Origin of the sequence: Stenotrophomonas sp. HMWF003, from assembly GCF_003061285.1 — a bacterium.
GTDB classification, from domain to species: Bacteria; Pseudomonadota; Gammaproteobacteria; order Xanthomonadales; family Xanthomonadaceae; genus Stenotrophomonas; species Stenotrophomonas maltophilia_AP.
Genome location: NZ_QAIW01000120.1, coordinates 1 through 2054, shown reverse-complemented (window position 1 = coordinate 2054; position 2054 = coordinate 1). Strand labels below are relative to the sequence as shown.

3 protein-coding genes are annotated in these 2054 nt (G+C 66.1%); 1 reads left to right on the top strand and 2 read right to left on the bottom strand.

The features are described 5' to 3' along the window. Positions 1-676 (top strand): DUF4097 family beta strand repeat-containing protein (locus DBR34_RS04705; RefSeq protein ID WP_128095911.1); only part of this gene is annotated, 676 nt, incomplete at its 5' end. A 45-nt stretch (positions 677-721) separates the two neighbouring features. Here DBR34_RS04705 and DBR34_RS04700 read toward each other — a convergent pair. Together DBR34_RS04700 and DBR34_RS04695 are read right to left on the bottom strand one after the other, a co-directional pair. Continuing rightward, positions 722-901: a hypothetical protein gene (locus tag DBR34_RS04700; RefSeq protein ID WP_038687055.1), complete on the bottom strand. Its 180-nt coding sequence runs from the start codon at positions 899-901 to the stop codon at positions 722-724. A gap of 11 nt (positions 902-912) precedes the next feature. After that, positions 913-1212, bottom strand: coding sequence for a YkgJ family cysteine cluster protein (locus DBR34_RS04695; protein WP_128095912.1), 300 nt, complete (start codon positions 1210-1212; stop codon positions 913-915). Between the last annotated feature and the right edge of the window lie 842 nt (positions 1213-2054).

The following is a 2054-nucleotide window of genomic DNA, read 5'->3' as shown; positions in this document are numbered from 1 at the left end:
GGACCGCAGCGCCAACCGGGTGCGCTGGGAGGTGGTCTATCCGCGCGGTCGGAGCAACGGAGGCGCGACGCTGGAACTGCGCGTGCCGCGTGCGGTGGAGGTGCAGCTGGGCACGGTGAGCGCGGACATCGAGGTGGCCGACGTGGACGTGCGACGGTTGCAGGCCAATGCAGTGAGCGGCAGCATCGCTGCCGCCGGGCGCAGCGCCGAGACGGCGTTGACCACGGTCAGTGGCGGAATCCGTTCGCAGGTGCAGACGCCGCGGCTGGATCTGCGCGCGGTCAGCGGCGGGATCCAGGCCGGTGGCGGCGCCTCGGGCGAGGTGGCGCTGGAAACGGTGTCGGGCAGCATCAAGGTGGACGCGGGCCGCGTGCAGCGGCTGTCCGCCGAAGCCGTGTCGGGCAGTCTGACGGTATCGGCGGCAGGGTTGGCGCCGGGCGGCAAGGTGACGTTGCAGACGGTGAGCGGGTCGATCGGGCTGCAGCTGCCGCGGTCGGTGTCGGCGCAGCTGAGCGTGAAGACCTTCAGCGGCGACATCCAGTCCGATTCGGGCACGGTGGAACGGCCGCGGTACGGGCCGGGCCGGAGTCTGGATGCAAAACTGGGCGGCGGCGATGGCGACATCGCGATCAATGCCCATTCGGGCAGCGTGCGGGTAGGCCTGGGCGGGCGTTGAGTGCGGCCTCCGCACCGGCACGGGGCCGGTGCGGACGGCTGCAGGTCAGCCGGTTTTCTTCAGTGCCAGGGTGTTGCCGAGCACTTCGATCTTGCCACCGCCCTTGCGGAACGCGGCCAGGTCGGCTGCGATGCTGGTGCTGTTGACGGCCGTGCTGGAACCCTGCTTACGGTCGACGCGAACGGTGTTGCCTGCCTTGGGGGAGGTCTTTGGCGTACGAGCCATGGATGCTCCTGTCATGGGTGGAACGAGGGAAAAAGCGTCGACAGATCGTGCTGTTGTCGACGGTAGTCCTGCCGCACAAGGCGGCAGTCATCGCCGCCCATGTCAAACTGGCGGCAGATGGCGGGACGCTGCGAGTAGATGGTGCAGCGCAGGTGATAGGGGTCGATGGCGGCGCACCAGCCTTCGTCGTTGCGCGCCATGACGGTGCGGCCGGCTTCATCGGTATCCAGCAGGTAGCTGGGTACGTTGTCGTCGGGCATGACGGTCACCGACATCCGGCAACAGACCGCGTCACAACGGCGGCAGTCGATGGGGTCGGGTTCGGCAGCGGTAACTGGGGCTGGTACAACCAGGCGTTCGCCCAATCGGATATCTCTTGGCGGCTCAGGGCGCTACATGCTGGGAACGAGCCGGATCACAGCGTAAAAGCGATCCCGGCGCCCGGGACATGTCCAGGGCGGCAGCATCGAGAAGGACGGTGGCCTGTACGAGGCCCGAGACGACGTGCGCATTGCGCATTGACGCCGAAAGATGATAGCGCTTTCGGCGTAACGTTTTGTTAATGCGCGTTGCTGCTGGGGCGAAACCCTTGCGGGGCCTGGCTTTCAGCCTTCCTTGCCTTCCCTTTGATGGGGGTGGGAGGAACGGAATTCAAGAGCAAAGGGCAACGTCTGGAGCCACGTCCAGGTCCAAGTCCAGGTCCAAGTCCAACTCCAAAGCTGGAGCCGAAGCCGAAAGCCTTGGCTGCTTGGTCCTGGGTGGGGCGCGTCGTGTGTGGGTTGGCAGGGCACGCTGCAAGTACGTCCCTGTAAGCTCCGCCACCGCATCCATGCGGTGGAGGGCCCTGCCAACCCACACACGACGCACCTGCACACAGGGTCGGTGCGCAAGGGAATAGCCGGAGCAACGGCAGATAAGCCGGTTTGGCTGGCGGGACGGGCACGCGGATTGATCGGCAGCACTGTCTGAGGCTGCGGCTGCGGCTCAAGTTTGGATGTGTGGATGGGTGTGGCAGTGGGCAAAGGCCGCGAGAGCGGCAGCGCCTGTAGCTGCTGCTTTGGCTGCTGCTTTCGCCGTTGCTTCGGCTTTTGCAGTGGCCGTTGCAGTTGCTTCGAAAGTGCCGAGCTACGCTCGGCATCCTCCCCCCCAAAAA